The sequence below is a fragment of the Candidatus Omnitrophota bacterium genome, assembly GCA_025453395.1.
Lineage (GTDB): Bacteria > Omnitrophota > Gorgyraeia > Gygaellales > Profunditerraquicolaceae > JAlOQK01.
Genome location: JALOQK010000001.1, coordinates 115,031 through 133,832, shown reverse-complemented (window position 1 = coordinate 133,832; position 18,802 = coordinate 115,031). Strand labels below are relative to the sequence as shown.

The following is an 18,802-nucleotide window of genomic DNA, read 5'->3' as shown; positions in this document are numbered from 1 at the left end:
CAGCCTCCTATAATATAATAACCGCCATATGAAAAACGGTTTTGATAACGAGAAATACCTTGAAGAGCAGACTTCTGCGATTACCGAGAGGGTAAGTAAATTCGGCAATAAGCTTTATCTTGAATTTGGGGGCAAGCTTTGTTTTGACTACCATGCCGCGCGGGTTTTGCCCGGGTATGATCCCAATGTAAAAATCCGCCTTCTGCAGTTACTCAAAGATAAGATTGAAATTGTGCTTTGTATCTATGCCGCAGATATTGAGCGCGGCAGGGTGCGCGGAGATTTCGGGATCACCTACGACGCGGCCACCTTCAAGCTTATCGATGATCTAAGAAAGTGGGGGCTGGATATTTCATCAGTGGTGATCACCCGTTTTGCCAATCAGCATGCCGCAATTATCTTTAAGAATAAGCTGGAGAGAAGAAATGTTAAAGTTTATTTGCATTATCCAATTGATGGATACCCTACGAATGTGGACTATGTGGTAAGCGAGAGGGGTCTTGGCAAGAATGATTATATTGCCACAAAGAAACCCATTGTTGTGGTTACTGCTCCCGGGCCAAATAGCGGAAAACTTTCGGTATGCCTTTCCCAGCTTTATCATGAGCATAAAAGAGGCATAAACGCCGGTTACGCTAAATTTGAGACATTCCCGATTTGGAACCTTCCTTTAAAACATCCGGTCAATGTTGCTTATGAGGCGGCAACTGCCGATATATTGGATTTTAATTTAGTTGATCCGTTCCATTTAAGCACATATAACAAGACCGCGATAAATTATAACCGAGACGTGGAATGTTTTCCGATTTTAAAGCTTATCTTAAGCCGCATCTCAAGCGGAAGTTCCAGCGCTCCGATGTATAATTCTCCCACAGATATGGGGGTCAACCGCGCCGGATTCGGGATCGTGGACGACAGTTTGGTGCGGGAAGCTTCGCGTCAGGAATTGATCCGCAGGTATTTCAGGTATAATAGCGAATATTTGATGGGGATTGAAAAAAAATCAGCGGTTGATAGAGTCGCCGCATTAATGGAAGAGTTGCAGGTAAAAGTCGTTGATCGGCCGGTAGTAGAAGTTGCCCGCAAGGCAGCGCAAGAAGCAGAAGGCAAGGGCAAGGGTAATTTTGGGGTCTATTGCGGGGCAGCTATGCAGTTGCCAAATGGGAAAATTATTACTGGAAAGAATTCTCATTTGATGCACGCGGCATCAAGCCTGATTTTAAACGCGCTTAAGCTGTTAGCTAATATCCCGGATGAAATTCTTCTTCTTTCGCCGCAGGTAATTAAGCAAATATCCAAGCTTAAGAAGGATATACTAGGCACGGAATCAGAGAGCCTGGATTTGGAAGAGGCATTGATCGCCCTGGCTATAAGTGCGACTACTAACCATACGGCAGAGTTGGCGATGAATAAATTAGCGGATTTAAATAAATGCGAATTGCATATGACTCATATCCCCACCCCCGGGGATGATGTTGGATTAAAGCGTCTGGGAGTAAACCTTACCACTGACGGAGAGTTTTCATCCCGCAATCTTTTTGTTGAGGAATAATAAAGATGGCAAATCCAAGCGATAAATTAAAAAGGGCGATGATCGCCCTTGAAGATGGCACGGTCCTGTGCGGGTATTCTTTTGGCGCAGAAGGCGAAGCTTATGGAGAAGCGGTATTCAATACTAGCCTTACCGGTTATCAGGAAATTATTACCGATCCTTCTTATAAGGGCCAAATTGTGGTAATGACTTATCCTCTGATCGGTAATTACGGGGTGAATATTGAGGATGCCGAATCGCGTAAGCCGTTTCTTGAGGCTGTTGTGGTAAAAGAGGTCAGTAAAATTACCAGCAATTGGAGAGCTTCAGAGAGCCTTCCAGATTATATGAAAAAAAACAATATCATCGGCATTGAAGGCGTGGATACCCGCAAGCTAACGCTTCATATACGTAAAACCGGCGCCATGCGTTGTGTTGTTTCTACTGTTGACCTTAATAAAGAAAGCCTTGTAGAAAAAGCAAAAAAATCAAAAGGTTTAGAGGGAATAGATCTAGTAAAAGAAGTCCAGCCTAAAGCTGAATATGTTTGGAATAAAAATGGCAAATACCACGTGGCAGTCTTAGACTGCGGGGTAAAATATAATATCCTGCGTTGTTTAGAAGAAAATGATTGCCGGGTTACAGTTGTTCCGGCCAAAACACCGTCGGGTGATATCCTTAAGCTTAAAATCCAAGGAGTGCTTTTATCAAATGGGCCCGGAGACCCATCAGCTGTTCCGTATGTGGTTAATACCACAAAAGAGTTGTTGGGGAAGATCCCGATCTTTGGGATTTGCCTGGGGCATCAGATGTTGGGGCAGGCCTTAGGAGGCAAGACCTTTAAGCTTAAATTCGGCCATCATGGAGGCAACCATCCGGTAAAAGATTTAAAAACAGGGAAGGTCTCTATCTCTGTGCAGAATCATGGTTTTTGCGTGGACATGGATACTTTAAATAAGAAAGAAGTTGAATTAACCCACATTAATTTAAATGATAAGACTTTAGAGGGTATGCGCCACAAGAAGCTTCCGGTTTTTAGTGTGCAGTTTCATCCAGAGGCGGGGCCCGGTCCGCACGACGCGCGCTATCTTTTTAAGGAGTTTACAAGAATAATGGAGAGCGAAAAACGAAAAGCGAAAAACTAAAAACCATAATTTAAAGCTCAAAATTCTTAGTTTTGAATTTTAATTTTACGCTTTGCGCTTTTAATTTTACACTTTTAATATGCCCAAACGCACAGACATTAAGAAAATCATGATTATCGGCTCCGGCCCGATTGTTATCGGCCAGGCCTGTGAATTTGATTATTCCGGCACTCAAGCCTGCAAGGTTCTAAGGCAGGAAGGATACAAAGTAATCCTGGTTAATTCTAATCCGGCCACGATCATGACTGATCCGCAGATGGCGGATAAAACTTATATTGAGCCGATCACTGTGGAGATGGTGGAGAAAATTATTGCCAAGGAATTGCCTGACGCGCTTCTGCCCACGCTTGGCGGGCAGACAGCTTTGAATACCGCAGTTGGTTTAGCAGAGAAAGGCGTCTTAAAGAAATATAAAGTGGAAGTTATCGGAGCTAACATCAAGGCGATTAAGAAAGCCGAAGACAGAAAACTTTTTAAACAGGCAATGGAGAAAATCGGGCTTGATCTTCCCAAGAGCGGGCTTGCCTACAATATTGAAGAAGCCCTTGCAATAGCCAAGAAGATAGGGTTCCCAATAATTATCCGGCCTAGTTTTACATTGGGGGGCACGGGCGGAAGCATTGCTTATAGCATGGAAGAGTTCAAAGGCCTGGCGCGCACAGGCTTGGAAGCAAGCATGATAAGCGAAATACTTGTCGAAGAATCGGTTTTAGGCTGGAAGGAATTTGAGCTTGAGGTTATGCGCGATACCAAAGATAATGTGGTTATCATTTGTTCCATTGAGAATCTTGACCCCATGGGTGTGCATACCGGGGATAGTATTACGGTTGCGCCAGCCCAGACCTTAACCGATAAAGAATATCAAAAGATGCGTGACGCTGCCATAGCTTGTATTCGGGAAATCGGCGTTGAGACAGGCGGTTCAAATATACAATTCGCCGTGCATCCCGCAACTGGAAGAATGGTGGTCATTGAAATGAACCCGCGGGTGTCGCGAAGCTCCGCGCTTGCCTCTAAGGCAACGGGTTTTCCTATCGCTAAGATCGCGGCCAAACTTTCTGTCGGGTATACCCTTGATGAAATTCCCAATGACATTACTAAACAGACTCCAGCTTGTTTTGAGCCGTCCATTGATTATTGCGTGGTGAAAATACCGCGTTTTACTTTTGAGAAATTTGCTAAGGCCGACCCCAGGCTTAATATTTCTATGAAATCCGTGGGCGAGGCGATGGCTATTGGAAGGACTTTTAAGGAGGCCTTGCAAAAAGGCTTGCGTTCGCTTGAAATTAAGAAATCCGGCCTGGAGAGCATTCTTTTTAAGGGGGCAAAAGATATTAATCCGTCCGCGGAAGCCTTAAAGACTATTTATGATAAAATAAGAGTGCCTTACGCCGAGAGGATATTTTATATCGGAGATGCTTTGCGTGCCGGAGTGGATGAAAGTAAAATCCATGAATTAACCCAAATAGACCCCTGGTTTATACATAATATTAAGCAAATTATCCAATTCGAAAAAGAAATATCGTCGGCAAATACCTTGGATAAAGAACTTATTTTAAAGGCCAAGGAATACGGTTTTAGCGATAAGCAGCTTGGGGAATTAGTTGGCAAAAGCGAAGAAGAAATCTGTGTTCTGCGCAAATCTTTAGGGGTTGTCCCATCATTTAAATTAGTAGACACCTGCGCCGCAGAGTTTGAAGCGTACACTCCTTATTTTTATTCAACCTACGATATCTAATATGGCTGTAACTATAAGATTTATGGGCGGGGTAAGGACAGTGACCGGTTCGTCGCATCTTGTGACTTCCGGCAGGTCCCAGGTTTTACTTGATGCCGGGCTTTTTCACGGCCGCCGCGATGAGTCTTACGCGGTAAATACCAGCCTTTCTTATAATCCGCACAAGATAAACGCTGTGGTTGTCTCTCACGCGCATATTGACCATTGCGGTAATATCCCTACGGTAGTCAAGAACGGTTTGAAAAGCCGTATCTATTCTACCCATGCCACTAAGGCTTTAGCAAGCCTGATGCTTGAAGATTCCGGGAAGATCCAGGAAGAAGATGCGCGGTATTTGAATAAGATCGGCAGGCGTTTCGGCGGCAGTATCCGCAAGCCATTATATAACCGCAGAGAAGCTTCGAAAGCCGCTTCTAAATTTCATCCGCTTTCCTATAATCAAAGGCTGTGCATTGCCAAGAATGTTTTTTTGACTTTTTTTAATGCCGGGCATATCTTAGGGTCAGGGATTATTGTTTTAGATGTTAAAGATGAAGCCGGGAATTTGCGCATTGGTTGTGCCGTGGATTTGGGAAGAAGAGGCTTGCCGTTATTAGAGGATCCGGTAATCCCCAAGAATTTAGATTATCTTATCCTTGAAACTACCTATGGCGCTAAGAGCCACACGCCCATTGATCAGGCCCAGGGGAAGTTAAAGGAAGTCATTAACCGCACTATCGCGCGCAAGGGCAAGGTCATCATTCCTTCTTTTTCGCTTGAGCGCGCGCAAGAAGTGATTTATTTCTTAAATGAGCTTTTAGAGAAGAAACAGATCCCTGTTGTCCCGGTTTACGTGGACAGCCCCTTGGCAACAGATATTACGCAGGTTTTTTCTAAGCAGCTTGCTTATTTGAATAAAGAGGCGCGTTTTGCGATAAGTTCCGGCAGAAGCCCCTTTGAATTCTTGAATTTACGTTATGTGCGCGACCAGAAGGAATCAAAATCCCTGAATAATGACGACCGGCCGATGATCATTATTGCTGGAAGCGGCATGTGTGAATCAGGAAGAGTATTACACCACTTGAAGAATAATATTGAAGATGCGCGCAACACTATACTTGTTGTGGGCTATATGGCAAAAGATACTTTAGGAAGAAGGATAGTTGATAAACAGGAATATGTGAAAATTTATGGCTCTGAGTATCAGTTAAACGCGGAGGTTGTGGTTATAAATGCTTTTTCCGGGCACGCCGATCAAGGCGAGCTTATGGATTTTGTATCTGCATGTCTTCCTTTGAAAAAGGTGTTCTTAGTGCACGGTGAAGAGGAGCAGTCGCAGGGTTTTTTTCAGGCTTTAACCCAAAAAGGCATAAGCGCTTACTTGCCGGCTAAGGGCGAAGAAGTATTGCTCCAGTAATAGTTCTATGGTATTATTAAGCGCAAAACGTAAAGCGTAAAGCGAAAAACTATAGTGTAAAATTAAAAACTTTAAATTTTGAATTATGATTTTTAATTTTTCGCTTTTAGCTTTAAGCTAAACTTATTATTTAAGGAGGTAGTAATATGGCAGGCGGTAAAGCAACTGGAAAAAAAGATGAAGTTTTAAAAGTTTCCCAAGGGCAGCCGGTTAAAACAGGCACTATTCTTTGCCGGGGGATTAATCGCTACAAGGCCGGGAAAAATGTTAAAGGAGAGGGGACTGTCTACGCGATAGCTTGCGGGACAGTTTATTTTACCAAAAAGAAATCTCCCAAGGGTTCTGTAAGGACCTTTATTAACATCCTTCCAAAATGAGGGTGAGTTGTTAGACATGAGTTGTGGGTAAACAGTGGGGGTGAGTTGTGGGGAAAATTCTAAAGTTTTTTACTCAACCCAATTCTCACCTTGGACCCACTACCCATTACTCATTTCCCATTCTGACAGTATTCAAAATAATCTCTGCGGCGCGCTGCGAGGCGCCTGTTTTTCCAAGAAGCGCTTTAAAGGAAACAAGATTTTCTTTGATCTGGCGGTAATATTGATGGTCGGTCAAGGTTTTAACAACTTCACCGGCTATTTTTTTTGCCTTGGCATGGAATTGGATGAATTCGGGGATTATTTTCTTGCCGGCAATAATATTGACTATGCAGATAAAAGGAATCTTTACCTGTGGCCGGTAAAAAAGATAATTTAATAAGCTCATTTTATAAATAGCAACAAACGGCTTTTCAAGTATTGCGGTTTCAAGGGTGGCAGTGCCAGAGGCAACCAAGCAGAAACTCGCCGCGTTAATACAATCATAAGTTTTCCCGGAAATTATCTGCACATCCAGTTTATATTTATTGATTGCTTCTGTATAAATAGATTCATCCAGATTTACCGGCTTGGCAATAAGGAAGCTGGCATCGGGTATTTTTTCTTTAATAAGCCTGGATGTTTCAAGCATTACCGGAAGAATATATGTTATTTCCTGTTTGCGTGAGCCGGGCAAGAGGGCCACAATCGGATTATTTTGTTTTATTTGCTGGACTTTAACAATATCTAAGAGAGGATTTCCTACGTATTGGGCGTCAATACCGTGTTTGGCATAGAATTTTTTTTCAAATTCATAGATAACGATCATTTTATCAATATATTTCTTGATGGTTTGAATCCTCCCCGGCCTTGACGCCCAGACCTGGGGGCTGATGTAATAAATTACCGGCAGGGATTTATTTACTGCCTTTGCTAAGCGTAAGTTAAATCCGGAGAAGTCAATTAAAACAAGCGCGTCAGGGGCTTCCGAGCGGATTTTCTCAATTAAGAGTTTTTTGAGGGCAAAAAATTGAGGTAATTTTTTCAAGACATCAAATAGCCCCATTACCGCGAAGTCTTTGATGTTGGCATAGAGGTTTGCCCCGGTGTTTTCTAATAAAGCTCCTCCCGCACCCGATATTTTAATAGAGGGGTCTATTTTCTTTAGTTCAGCTGCCAAGTTAGAGGCGTGCAGGTCTCCGGATGCCTCTCCGCAGATAATAAAGATATGTTTTAAATTTTCCATATTAACAAAAATGATAGCAAACGCCTCGACAAAAGTCAATTAGTATGATATCATCATCGTTATGAAAAATTACCGCAAGCTATTCAGTTTCTCCAAAGCCTATACCCATCTTCTGGTTATTTCCGGATTATTGATGGGGGTGGTCACTTTTTTTGATGTTTTCCGCCTAAGCGCGATAGTGCCTTTGATCGACCGTATTTTTACCAACAAACAGATTGTTTTCCCGAATGGTAAGCTGCCGTTTTTCTTAGAGAAGATCCTTGTTCAATTAAACAGCCTGCCCCCGTTAAAGGTCTTAAGCCTTATCCTTATTGTTATGCCCATAGCTTTAATCTTAAGGGCGGTTTTTGAGTTCGCGCAAAGCTATATTATGTCTGATGTGGGGCAAAAGGTCATCCGTGACGTGCGCAATAAGGTCTACGAGAAACTGCAGGATTTATCCTTAGACTATTTTACCCAAAAAAGAAGCGGGGAGCTAATATCGCGCATTACCAATGACGTAAAACTTATTGAAAACGCGGTATCTTACGCGCTTACGGATTTGGTTTATCAGTCTTTTGAGGTAATATCTTTCGCGATCCTCATATTTTTCATCAATTGGAGGCTGGCGTTTCTTTCTTTAGTGATCTTGCCGATGATCGCCTGGCCGATGGTATCTGTGGGAAAGGTTTTAAGAAAATTAAGCAAACGCTCGCAGGAAAAATCTGCCGATATAAATTCTACTCTTGTGGAGACTTTTACCGGTATAAAAGTCGTCAAGGCCTTTAATGCCCAAGCCCGCGAGATCGCCCGTTTCACGCAGCAGAATTTTCAGTATTACCGTTTGGCTATGAAATCCATTAAGCGCACATTACTGCTTGGTATCGCTACAGAGCTAATCGGGGTCTTTGTGGCGCTGGTGATCATTTATTACAGCGGGAAACAGGTGGTAAGCGGAGAGATTTCATTCGGGACGTTTACTTTGTTTATGGCAGCGCTTTTATCCATGATCCGCCCCTTTAAGAAATTAAGCCAGGTAAGCTCCATTATGCAGCAGGCGCAAGCCGCAAGCGAGAGGATCTATGAGATTTTGGATATGGTCCCTACTGTCGTAGAAAAACCCCATGCCGGAGTTCTTACCGGGTTTAAAAACTATATAGCTTTTGAAGATGTCTGGTTCAGGTACGCGGACAAAGATATCCTTAAAGGTATCAATATAAAGGTAAATAAGGGGGAGATTATCGCTATTGTCGGCCCCAGCGGCACAGGCAAGACTACTTTTATAGACTTGATCCCGCGTTTTTACGATCCGCAAAGGGGGAGGATAATAATTGATGGTAACGACATAAGTGATTTTACCTTAAAATCATTACGTTCGCACATCGGTATTGTCAGTCAGGAGACGGTGCTTTTTAATGATACTATACAGGCGAATATTTCTTACGGAACAGATAACGCTTCGCAGGAACAGATAGAGGAAGCCGCTAAAAAGGCCTGCGCCCATGATTTTATTTTAAATTCCTGTTTAGGATATCAGACTCTTATCGGCGACAGGGGCGCTAAGCTTTCCGGAGGAGAGAGGCAGCGTATTGCTATAGCCCGTGCGCTTTTGAAAAATCCGCCCATACTTATCCTTGATGAAGCTACTTCTCAGCTTGATTCGGAATCTGAAAGGCTTGTCCAGCAGGCCTTAGATAAGCTGATACAGGGACGAACCGTTTTTGTGGTGGCGCACCGGCTTTCCACAGTTAAGAACGCCCACCGGATCATTGTTTTAAGCGAAGGAAGAATTGCCGAAGAAGGAAACCATCAAGAGCTTTTGGAGAAAAAAGGGATATACCGCAAACTCTACCAGTTGCAGGAATTAGGCCTGTCTTAATAATCCTTCAAAAAAGTCATCTTTTTTGTTGCATTGGCGGTTTAATTGTGATATATTTGGCGTTTAATTTGGAAAAACAGTGTAAAAATCACGGTTAGCGCCATTAACGCACAGGTATCAAGAGGCGCGCAACCAAAGCAAAAATAGCTTGTTTTCCGGCTTTAATATAAGCATGTGCGTAATGCTTTAAAAAGCATGAAACAAAACAGGCTATGCCTTTGAAAGGGGGAGTTATTGTGCCAACAGAATTAATAAAGCAGCTTTTAGAAGCAGGGGTGCATTTCGGCCATAAGACATCGCGCTGGAACCCGAAAATGAAGAAGTTTATTTTTGGCTCCAGAAGCGGTGTTTATATCATTGACCTTGAAAAGACCGAAGAGTGCCTGAATAAGGCGCGTGATTTCGTGGTGGATCTTACCTCTAAAGGGGACTATGTCCTTTTTGTGGGGACCAAAAAGCAGGCCCAAGCCGTCGTGCATGAGGAAGCGCTGCGTTCGGGGATGTTTTATGTTACCCAGCGCTGGCCGGGGGGGCTTTTGACTAATTTTTCAACAGTTAAAAGCAGCATTAATCGTTTAAGGGAAATTGAAAAAATGAAAGAAGACGGCACTTATGAAAAATTCACCAAGAAAGAGGTCGCCGGTTTAGAAAAAGAATTAGAGAAATTAAGAAAGAATTTTTCCGGTATCACCCAGATGGAAAAGATGCCTAAGGCTATTTTTATCGTGGACACCAAAAAAGAAGAAACCGCGGTGCGCGAAGCCTTGAAGCTGGGGATTCCCATTATCGGGCTTTTGGATACTAATTGTAATCCTGATCCGGTAGCTTTTCCCGTGCCCGGAAATGATGACGCTGCTAAATCCATTAAGCTTATTACAAACTTGATCGCGGAAAGCGCCGTAGAAGGAAGAAAGAGGTTTTTGTCTTATCTTTCCGAAACCGGAGTGAATAAGATTAAAGACGAGCCGGTTCAGGAGGCTCAGGTTATATCTGCCGAAGAAGAAACCACAATTAAAGTTATTGAAGAGGTTGTGGAGACGGATCAGGCGTTGCCTAAGAAAAACATAAAAACAAGAGCCAAATAATAAATAAGAAAGGCACTAAAAGTAAAATGACAAAGATACCGCTTGAGTCTATTAAAGAATTAAGAAATATCACTTCCGCAAGCGTCAGTGACTGCCGCAAGGCCCTTCAAGACGCATCCGGAGACATCAAAAAAGCCTCTGAGCTTTTGCGTAAAAGAGGGCTGGAACTATCCGCCAAGAAGCAGGATCGCGTTGCTAAAGAGGGAAGAGTAGAAGCCTATATCCATAACGGGAATAAGATCGGCGTGTTGCTTGAAGTGGATTGCGAAACGGATTTTGTCGCGCGTAACGCGGAATTCGCCCAGTTTGCTAAAGACTTGGCTATGCAGATAGCCGCTCTTAATCCTAAATATATCAAGAAAGAAGATGTCTCGCAGGAAGCTTTAGAGCATGAAAAAGATAAAGAGCTTTTTTATAAAGAGAACTGCCTTATGGAGCAGGCATTTATCAAGGATCCTTCTCTAAATATTAAAGATTATTTGGGCAGTCTTGTGGCAAAGTTTAATGAAAATATCCTGATACGCAAATTTATCCGTTATAAGATCGGCGAATAACAAGCTTATTAAAGGGATGAAAGCAAAACCTGTTTATAAGAGGATAGTGCTGAAGTTAAGCGGAGAAGCCCTGCAGGGTTCTCAAGCGCATGGCATTGATAATGCGGTGCTTGTAAGTATCGCCCGTCAGATAAAACAGATACGCAAGCTTGATGTGGAAGTGGCGATTGTTTTAGGCGCGGGTAACATTTTTCGCGGCCAAGAGAATTCCGATTCCAGAGGGCTTGATATGAACCGTTCTACCGCTGATTATATGGGTATGTTGGCCACGGTTATAAACGGCTTAGCTATGCAGAATGTTTTGGAAAAGATGAATATGCCTACCCGGGTGATGACTGCCATAGAAATGCAGCGCATCGCTGAAAGCTATATTAGGCGCAGGGCAGTGCGCCATCTTGAAAAGGGCAGGATCGTGATTTTCGTTGCCGGCACAGGCAATCCTTATTTTACTACCGATACCGCAGCAGCCTTACGGGCAATGGAGATTAGCGCCGATGCGATATTAAAGGCGACCAAGGTTGATGGGGTTTATTCTGCCGACCCGGTAAGATTTAAAGACGCCAAGAAATTCACGAATTTAAAGTATCTCGATGTTTTGAAAAAAGGTTTGAAAGTAATGGACGCTACCGCGGTTAGCCTTTGTATGGATAATAAATTGCCGATTATTGTTTTTAATATGACTAAAGAAGGAAATATCAAGCGCGTGGTAATGGGCGAGAAAATAGGCACAAAGGTAAATTAAAGATTGGGTAACGTTGGAGGCGGGTTATGACTATCAAAGAAGTTTTGCATAACGCAGAAGATAAAATGAAGAAGGCGGTAGAATCTGTTTCGCGCGAATATTCTGAAGTAAGAACCGGCAGGGCGCATCCGGGGCTGGTTGAGGGTTTGCATGTGGATTATTACGGTACCCCTACACTTTTAAAGCAGTTGGCTTCTATTTCTGCCTCTGACGCGCATCTTATCACCATACAGCCCTGGGATATAACCGCGATTGTTGAGATAGAAAAAGCGATTATGAAATCAAGCCTTGGGGTTACTCCTTCTAATGACGGGAAAATTATCCGGCTTTCTATTCCGCCTTTGTCAAAAGATAGAAGGCAGGAGTTGGTTAAGGTTGTGCATCAGATGGCGGAAAACGGCAGGGTTTCTATGCGTACTATCCGCCGCGACGCCAAAGAGGCGATAGAGAAGCTTGAAAAAGACAAGGCTATTTCTGAAGATGATAAATTCCGCGGTATAGATGAATTGCAGAAGACGGCGGATAAATATACCGCTAAAGTTGAAGAATTATTAAAGTATAAAGAAAAAGAAGTTTTGGAAATCTAATCAGCTGTAAGCTGTAAGCTGTAAGCTGACGGCTGATAGCTGATTTTGGGCCTCTAGCTCATCTGGTAGAGCACCACCCTTTTAAGGTGGGTGTGCCGCGTTCGAGCCGCGGGAGGCTCATAAATTTAAATAAAGTTACAAAGCCCTCGACGGGCGGATGGCGGAATTGGCATACGCGTCGGCCTTAGGAGCCGATGGGGCAACCCTTGGAGGTTCAACTCCTCTTCCGCCCATTAACTAAAGTTTTTTGAAAGTATCGATAGGACAAAAGGAAGGGGTGACAGGAGCGGGCATATAGTTTTAGATATGTCACTCAAGCGACGCCAGAGGGGAAACCTTTGGTTTTCCCATGGGGAGCGAACGTCCAGCGAACGCTAGATTAGTAATAGATACGTCAATAAGTATTGTTAGTTTACTTGATAATATTGAACCACCTAAAGTGAGCGACGCGGGAGTGGCTCAGTTGGTAGAGCGCGACCTTGCCAAGGTCGATGTCGCGGGTTCGAACCCCGTCTCCCGCTTAGAAATTTTTACGCAGTAAAAATTTCACTCCGAAGCCTGCGAAGCAAATTTTTGGTGCGCAGCACTAAAAATTTGAGAGCGATTAGGCGAGGAGTAGGAATAGTTTCTTTATACATAATACCTACACCCGGCGCTTATTATGTATTGCCTGCCTGCCGGCAGGCAGGCGCGGAGTGTTCACTACTGCTAACACCCGGCCCTATCGGATGGGCCGGTGTTCACTACTGCTAACACCCGGCCCTATCGGATGGGCCGGTGTTCACTACTGCTAACACCCGGCCCTATCGGATGGGCCGGTGTTCATTCACTATGAAGGAGAAAAAAGCATGAAAATAATGGATTTTTTAGCTCAAGGCGCGATCATCCCTGAAATCAAATCAACTAAAAAGCAAGATATTATTAGTGAGCTGGTTAACTCCCTGATCAATGCCGGAGAGGTAGATAAAAAAGATGCCTCTAAGATATTTGAAGCGCTTATGGCCAGAGAGTCTTTGGGTTCTACTGCCATAGGACAAGGCGTGGCTATTCCGCATGCTAAATCCGAGAATGTCACAAAGCTCGTGGCGGCATTCGGCCTTTCCAAAAAAGGCGTTGATTTTGATTCTCTAGACGGAGAACCGGCCTATATATTTTTCCTCCTTTTAGCTCCTCAAGATTCTGCCGGCCCGCATCTTAAGGCGTTGGCAAGGATTTCACGCCTTCTTAAAGATAAATATTTCCGTGACAGCCTAAGAGTTTGCGAAACGCAAGAAGCGATTGTCAAGATTATCAGCCAGGAAGATGAAAAGAAAATCTAACAGGGCCTTTCCGGGCGGCAGGTTTCATTCCCGGTTTGGCTGGTTGGTTAAATGGCTTTCTCCCGGTATCGGGATAAAACGCTGGATAGGGTTATCTTTCTTATCGGTGCTTCTTATAATTCTGGGTTCTGTTCTTTTAAGAAGCGAGGATTTCTGGGTCAACAGCCTTTTAGATATAGTCCTTATTTTCTGCGGGATTGTTATACTGGCTTTAAGCTTTGTAAAATTAATCCGTTCTTTTATAACTGCTTTTATTCCTTCTGGAGGCGATAGCCAGCTTTTTGATATGCTTTATCATAAAAAACAGCTCGGCCGGGGGCCTAAGATCGTCACTGTCGGAGGCGGAACAGGGATGTCGGTTTTGTTAACCGGCCTTAAAGAGTATACCTTTAATAACACCGCAATAGTCACTGTCGCTGATGACGGAGGGTCTTCCGGAAGATTGCGCCAGGAGTTTGATATCTTGCCTCCGGGAGATATCAGGAATTGCCTGGTGGCATTAGCTGACGCGCCTACTTTAATGCGCGATCTTTTTCAGTTTCGTTTTGACACCAAGTCAGAACTGGGAGGGCATAGTTTTGGGAATCTTTTTATTACGGTCATGACCCAGCTGACAGGCGATTTTGAGAAAGCGATTAAAGAAACAAGCCGTGTTTTAGCCTTGAAAGGCCAAGTTATACCGGCTACTCTTTCTAATGTTGTTTTGGCGGCTGAATACAAAGACGGGACTTCTGCCGAAGGCGAGGCCAAGATCCCTAAAGCCGGAAGATTGATCAACCGCGTGTATTTAAAGCCTGATTCGCCCTCTGCTACTCCTGAAGCGATCAAGGCCATTGAAGAGGCGCAGGTGATTATCCTGGGCCCGGGTTCGCTTTATACAAGCATTATCCCGAACCTGTTGATCAAGGAAATAACCGACGCGATTGTCGCTTCGCAGGCAACAAAGGTTTATGTGTGCAATATCATGACCCAGCCCGGGGAAACAGGCGGATTCCGGGTATCGGATCATATCAAGACTTTAGTTGCGCACAGCCACCCGCAGATCTTTGATTATTGTATTGTCAATATCGGGGAAATCCCCGCTAACCTCTTAAAGCGTTACGCGCAGGAAGACGCGTATTTGGTCGTCAATGATATTCAAAATGTGCGTAATATGGGTTATAGGGTGATTGAAGAAGATATCGTAAATAGCGAAGGGCTTATCCGCCATGACCCGCAGAAATTGTCGCGCGCGATTATAGGTTTAGTTGAAGAATTTTAAACAAGAGATTAAATTATGCCTTTAGTAAGCAAGAAATTAATGGTGAATAATAAGCAGGGGCTTCACGCCAGGCCGGCGGCTTTGTTTGTTCAAGTGGCCAATAAATATGACTCTCGCGTGACAGTTAAAAAAGATAGCGAAGAAGTAAATGGCAAGTCTATTATGGGCATATTAATGCTGGCTGCGGAAAAGGGCACCGAGATAATCGTGGAAGCAGACGGAGAAGACGCGGCGATAGCGATTGAAGAATTGGAAAAGGTATTGAATCTAAAAGAATAGGTGGCGCTTATGATAAAAATAAAAGGGATTGCCGCTTCGTCAGGAATCGCCATTGCCCCTGTGTATAAGGTGGGCAAAGAGGATTTTGTTGTCCCCCGCCAGGCGATTACCGAGCAGGATATCCCTTTAGAGATCCAGGCTTTTGAAGAGGCGCTGATCAAGACAAGAAGAGAGATCATCGACCTGCAGAAGCATATTGCCTCTCAAATGGGGCAGGACGAGGCGCAGATCTTTGACGCGCATTTACTGGTTCTTGAAGACCGCATGCTTATTGAGGAGGTTATCTCACGGCTTAAGAAAGAGCGGCTTAATGTGCCGTATATTTTTTCCGAGGTGCTTAAGAAATATATTGATGTTTTTTCAAAAATAGAAGACGAGTATTTAAAGGAAAGAACTGCCGATGTCAATGATGTAGGCCGCAGGATATTGAGGAATCTTTTAGGCAAAACCGAGCATAAGGGCCTGGTAAGCCTTAAAGAGAAAGTGGTTGTAGTCGCGCATGATTTGTCTCCGTCAGACACAGCCGCGATGCACAAGCAGAATGTTTGCGCTTTCGCTACAGACATAGGAGGCAAAACATCGCATACCGCGATCATGGCTAAGTCGCTTGAGATACCGGCAGTCGTAGGGGTAGACGGTTTAAGCGCTAAGATTAAGACCGGCGATACGATTATTGTGGACGGCTCTGAGGGGTTTGTCATAATAAATCCCGATGAGCAGACTTTAGAGTTTTACCGCCAGCAGGAAAAGAAATTAAAGGGCATTACCGATAATTTCTTGCGGGTAAAAGATCAACCCGCTATTACTCTTGATGGCAAGCATATAGAAGTAAATGGGAATATTGAGTTTCCTGATGAAGTGCCGTCGGTGCGTTTGCACGGCGGGCAGGGCATCGGACTTTACCGCACGGAATTTTTCTACATGAATCGCAAGGATGCCCCTTCAGAAGAGGAGCAGTATCAGGCCTATAAATATGTGGCGCAGACAATGGATCCGTATCCGGTTATCATAAGGACTTTGGATCTGGGAGGGGACAAATTTTTATCCCAGTTTGAGATCCCTAACGAAATTCAGCCCTTCTTGGGATGGCGCGCGATAAGATTTTGTTTGGCTCGCCCGGAGGTATTTAAGGTGCAGTTAAGGGCGATATTAAGGGCTTCGGTGCATGGTAAATTAAAGCTTATGTATCCGATGATTTCCGGCATAGAAGAATTAACCCAGGCCAATGTTATTCTTTATCAGGCTAAAGAAGAATTAACCAGAGAAGGCCTTGCCTTTGATCAAAATATACAGGTTGGCGCGATGATTGAAGTGCCGTCGGCAGCAATGACCGCGGATATTCTGGCCAAAGAGGCGAATTTTTTCAGCATCGGTACAAATGATCTTATCCAGTATTCTTTGGCGGTGGACCGCGCCAACGAGAAAGTAGCTTACTTGTACGACCCGGCGCATCCGGCGGTATTGCGGATGATCAAAAATATTGTGGATGCCGCAAGCGCCGCTAAGATTCCCGTAGGCATGTGCGGAGAAATGGCCGGAGAATCAGCTTTGGTATTGATACTTCTTGGCCTGGGCCTTGCCGAATTAAGCGTTCCGCCGTTTTTAATCCCGGAGATAAAATATATTATTCGTTCTGTTACTTTCCCGCAGGTAGCTAAGATCGCCCAAGAGGCGCTTCGCCTTACTACAGGAAAACAGGTTGAAGAATACTGCCGCGGCCAATTAAAGGAAATCCTAAAGTAAATAAAATATGAAGGCATTGATCCTTGCCGCAGGGTATGCCACGAGGCTTTATCCGCTAACCAAAGATTACCCCAAGGCCCTTTTAGAAGTAAATAAAAGGCCGTTGATAGATTTTATTATTGATAAAGTATCTGTTGTTGAAGCGATAGATGAGATTATTGTCGTAACAAACAGCAAGTTCTTTGAGCATTTCCATAAATGGTCGGTCAAGATAAACACTGACAAGGTTGTAACAGTTGTCGACGATATGACCAGTGACCTAAGCCAGAAGAAGGGCGCTATAGCAGATATGCAGTTTGCTATTCAGAAAAGGCGCATCAATGACGATCTTCTGGTTATAGGAGGTGATAATCTTTTTGACGGCGACGTTAATTTGATGCTTGATTTCGCGCGGCTTAAGAATAAAAGCCCGGTTATCGCTGTTTTTGACATAAAAGATAAGTCGCAGGCCTCAAAATATGGATTGGTGCAGATAGATGATAATGGTAAGGTTGTGGAATTTCAGGAAAAGCCGCAAGTTCCGGCATCTACTCTTGTGGCGATGTGCCTTTATTATTTCCCGCGTGAGAAACTCGGCCTTGTTAAAGAATATTTAAGCGCCAAGGAAAACAAGAAAGACGCGTTGGGATTTTATATAGATTGGTTAATGCGCAAAGAAGACATTTTCGCCTATAAATTTGGCGGTAAATGGTATGATATAGGGGATAAGAAATTTTATCAACATGCCAAAGAAAGTTTTATTACTAATAAAGCAAGAAAATAGGAGGATAAAGGCAATGCGTAAGTATCTGTTTACTTCTGAATCAGTTGGTGAGGGGCATCCGGATAAACTTTGCGACCAGATTTCAGACGGGGTATTAGATGAAGTATTAAAGCATGATCCCACGGGCAGGGTTGCCTGTGAGACGTATGTTACTATGGGCTTATTAATCGTAGGCGGAGAAATTACTACCAGCGCCTATGTGGATATTCAGAAATTAGCCCGTTCAGTGATTAAAGACATCGGATACACCCATCCCAAATATGGTTTTGATTACCATACTTGCGCTATTATTAATACTATTAACGCGCAATCTCCGGATATCTCCCAAGGGGTTGACAGAGGCGGAGCCGGAGATCAGGGATTTATGGTTGGTTACGCATGCAAAGAAACAGAGGAATTAATGCCTTTACCGTTGATGCTATCGCATAAATTAGTCAAGCGCATGGCAGATGTGAGAAGAGACGGAACATTGAAATATTTAGGGCCCGATTGCAAATCGCAGGTTTCCGTGGAATACCATGATGGCCTGCCTAAGAGAGTGGACTCAGTGGTTTTGGCTTGTCAGCATACCGAAGAGATCCTTGATTCCACAAAAGAAAAAATCACCAAGCAGGCGCGCCAGGAGATCATTGATCATGTGGCCAAGCCTGTTTTAAAGAATTATATTGATAAAAATACCAAATACTACGTGAACGAGACGGGTAAGTTTGTCGTCGGAGGCCCCCAGTCAGATACCGGCATGACCGGCAGAAAAATTGTTGTGGATACCTATGGCGGAGCAGCTGCTCCCGGCGGCGGGGCTTTCTCCGGGAAAGACCCGACTAAAGTGGACAGGTCTGGCGCGTATATGGGCAGATACATCGCCAAAAATATCGTAGCTGCAGGCTTAGCAGATAGATGCATGATTCATGTGGCTTATGTAATTGGAAAACCAGAGCCCTTATCGGTTTTAGTGGATACATACGGGACAGGGAAAATTTCAGAAGCTTCTTTTATGAAATTGATCATGGAGAATTTTGACCTTACTCCGCGCGGGATGATAAAAGAGCTTGATCTTTTGCGGCCAATTTACCGCAAGACCGCTTGTTACGGGCACTTTGGAAGGACAGAGCCGGAGTTTATTTGGGAAAGTACTGCTAAGGCAGCGGTTTTGAAAAAAGCCGCGGCAAAATTATAAAATAACGATTAACCCCAAGCTG

16 protein-coding genes, 3 tRNA genes and 1 pseudogene are annotated in these 18,802 nt (G+C 43.9%); 19 read left to right on the top strand and 1 reads right to left on the bottom strand.

Annotated elements, in window-relative coordinates; all coding sequences use genetic code 11:
* Positions 1–28 precede the first annotated feature (28 nt).
* The 5 genes and pseudogenes from MUF05_00705 (at position 29) to MUF05_00685 (ending at position 6,187) form a co-directional block, all read left to right on the top strand.
* The gene (locus MUF05_00705) at positions 29–1,552 is read left to right on the top strand and encodes a DUF1846 domain-containing protein (protein MCU0665605.1); all 1,524 of its coding nucleotides are present in this window, start codon (positions 29–31) and stop codon (positions 1,550–1,552) included.
* 5 nt (positions 1,553–1,557) lie between these two features.
* Positions 1,558–2,676 carry a glutamine-hydrolyzing carbamoyl-phosphate synthase small subunit gene (gene carA / locus MUF05_00700; protein MCU0665604.1) on the top strand — a complete coding sequence of 373 codons (1,119 nt, stop codon included), beginning with the start codon at positions 1,558–1,560 and terminating at the stop codon, positions 2,674–2,676.
* Between the two features lie 79 nt (positions 2,677–2,755).
* Positions 2,756–4,408, top strand: a pseudogene (gene carB / locus MUF05_00695) (carbamoyl-phosphate synthase large subunit).
* 7 nt (positions 4,409–4,415) lie between these two features.
* On the top strand, positions 4,416–5,810 hold the full coding sequence (locus tag MUF05_00690; protein ID MCU0665603.1) for an MBL fold metallo-hydrolase: 1,395 nt from the start codon (positions 4,416–4,418) through the stop codon (positions 5,808–5,810).
* Positions 5,811–5,956: 146 nt separating this feature from the next.
* Positions 5,957–6,187: a 50S ribosomal protein L27 gene (locus MUF05_00685; GenBank protein ID MCU0665602.1), complete on the top strand. Its 231-nt coding sequence runs from the start codon at positions 5,957–5,959 to the stop codon at positions 6,185–6,187.
* 106 nt (positions 6,188–6,293) lie between these two features.
* On the opposite strand, the gene lpxB is transcribed toward MUF05_00685, so the two are convergent.
* Entirely contained in the window at positions 6,294–7,412 is a 1,119-nt protein-coding gene (gene lpxB / locus MUF05_00680; GenBank protein MCU0665601.1) for a lipid-A-disaccharide synthase, read from the bottom strand.
* Positions 7,413–7,473: 61 nt separating this feature from the next.
* Between lpxB and MUF05_00675 the strand changes: the two genes are divergently transcribed.
* The 14 genes from MUF05_00675 to metK all read left to right on the top strand — a co-directional run bounded on the left by MUF05_00675 (position 7,474) and on the right by metK (position 18,780).
* Positions 7,474–9,270: an ABC transporter ATP-binding protein/permease gene (locus tag MUF05_00675; protein MCU0665600.1), complete on the top strand. Its 1,797-nt coding sequence runs from the start codon at positions 7,474–7,476 to the stop codon at positions 9,268–9,270.
* A 212-nt stretch (positions 9,271–9,482) separates the two neighbouring features.
* Entirely contained in the window at positions 9,483–10,355 is an 873-nt protein-coding gene (rpsB, locus tag MUF05_00670) for a 30S ribosomal protein S2 (GenBank protein MCU0665599.1), read from the top strand.
* 26 nt (positions 10,356–10,381) lie between these two features.
* A complete protein-coding gene (gene tsf / locus MUF05_00665) occupies positions 10,382–10,909 on the top strand; it encodes a translation elongation factor Ts (protein MCU0665598.1) in 528 nt (175 codons plus the stop codon).
* A 16-nt stretch (positions 10,910–10,925) separates the two neighbouring features.
* Entirely contained in the window at positions 10,926–11,651 is a 726-nt protein-coding gene (gene pyrH / locus MUF05_00660) for a UMP kinase (protein MCU0665597.1), read from the top strand.
* Between the two features lie 32 nt (positions 11,652–11,683).
* Positions 11,684–12,238 carry a ribosome recycling factor gene (gene frr / locus MUF05_00655; GenBank protein ID MCU0665596.1) on the top strand — a complete coding sequence of 185 codons (555 nt, stop codon included), beginning with the start codon at positions 11,684–11,686 and terminating at the stop codon, positions 12,236–12,238.
* A 47-nt stretch (positions 12,239–12,285) separates the two neighbouring features.
* Positions 12,286–12,358 (top strand) — tRNA-Lys (locus MUF05_00650).
* Positions 12,359–12,389: 31 nt separating this feature from the next.
* Positions 12,390–12,471: transfer RNA gene (locus MUF05_00645), tRNA-Leu, on the top strand.
* A 215-nt stretch (positions 12,472–12,686) separates the two neighbouring features.
* Positions 12,687–12,759 (top strand) — tRNA-Gly (locus tag MUF05_00640).
* Between the two features lie 327 nt (positions 12,760–13,086).
* Entirely contained in the window at positions 13,087–13,557 is a 471-nt protein-coding gene (locus MUF05_00635; protein ID MCU0665595.1) for a PTS sugar transporter subunit IIA, read from the top strand.
* A complete protein-coding gene (yvcK, locus tag MUF05_00630; GenBank protein ID MCU0665594.1) occupies positions 13,541–14,818 on the top strand; it encodes a uridine diphosphate-N-acetylglucosamine-binding protein YvcK in 1,278 nt (425 codons plus the stop codon). Before MUF05_00635 ends, yvcK begins: the two co-directional genes overlap by 17 nt.
* 15 nt (positions 14,819–14,833) lie before the next feature.
* The gene (locus MUF05_00625) at positions 14,834–15,097 is read left to right on the top strand and encodes an HPr family phosphocarrier protein (protein MCU0665593.1); all 264 of its coding nucleotides are present in this window, start codon (positions 14,834–14,836) and stop codon (positions 15,095–15,097) included.
* Positions 15,098–15,106: 9 nt separating this feature from the next.
* Positions 15,107–16,840, top strand: a complete 1,734-nt coding sequence (gene ptsP, locus MUF05_00620) for a phosphoenolpyruvate--protein phosphotransferase (protein ID MCU0665592.1) — start codon at positions 15,107–15,109, stop codon at positions 16,838–16,840.
* Positions 16,841–16,847: 7 nt separating this feature from the next.
* Entirely contained in the window at positions 16,848–17,603 is a 756-nt protein-coding gene (locus tag MUF05_00615) for a nucleotidyltransferase family protein (GenBank protein MCU0665591.1), read from the top strand.
* 13 nt (positions 17,604–17,616) lie between these two features.
* Entirely contained in the window at positions 17,617–18,780 is a 1,164-nt protein-coding gene (gene metK / locus MUF05_00610) for a methionine adenosyltransferase (GenBank protein MCU0665590.1), read from the top strand.
* The last annotated feature ends 22 nt before the right edge of the window (positions 18,781–18,802 follow it).